The sequence below is a fragment of the Gilvimarinus sp. 1_MG-2023 genome, from assembly GCF_030548285.1.
Genome location: NZ_JAUOSC010000425.1, coordinates 1 through 352, shown reverse-complemented (window position 1 = coordinate 352; position 352 = coordinate 1). Strand labels below are relative to the sequence as shown.

The following is a 352-nucleotide window of genomic DNA, read 5'->3' as shown; positions in this document are numbered from 1 at the left end:
CCTCTGCTAACTGATAAGACAGTTAACGACTAAATCAAGCAATCCACTCAACAGAAATATCTGTTTCCCAGGATTCACTATTATGTACCTTCAGAGTGGCCAGACGGTCACTCATACCATCTATCAATACATCGGCTTCTTCCGAAAAATCGAAATTGGGCGAACCACCAAGTCGCCAATAACCAACTCCCTGGTCAAAACGGATACGCAGCAAACTGCCGTTGGAAAATGCAATATCCAGCTTACGACTGTGAGGGATATCGCGATTGGAATCGACAACCTCAAGGTCAAAATAAACACCGCTGCGCTTACTTAGCCAACCCAAGGTGAAATCTCTGAAATGCTGCTCATC

The 352-nt window shown here is 44.9% G+C and carries 1 protein-coding gene; it reads right to left on the bottom strand.

Annotated features, from left to right (window positions below; genetic code table 11):
• Window positions 1-34 precede the first annotated feature (34 nt).
• On the bottom strand, window positions 35-352 hold a 318-nt coding region (locus Q4563_RS17470; RefSeq protein ID WP_303605399.1), incomplete at its 5' end, for a hypothetical protein.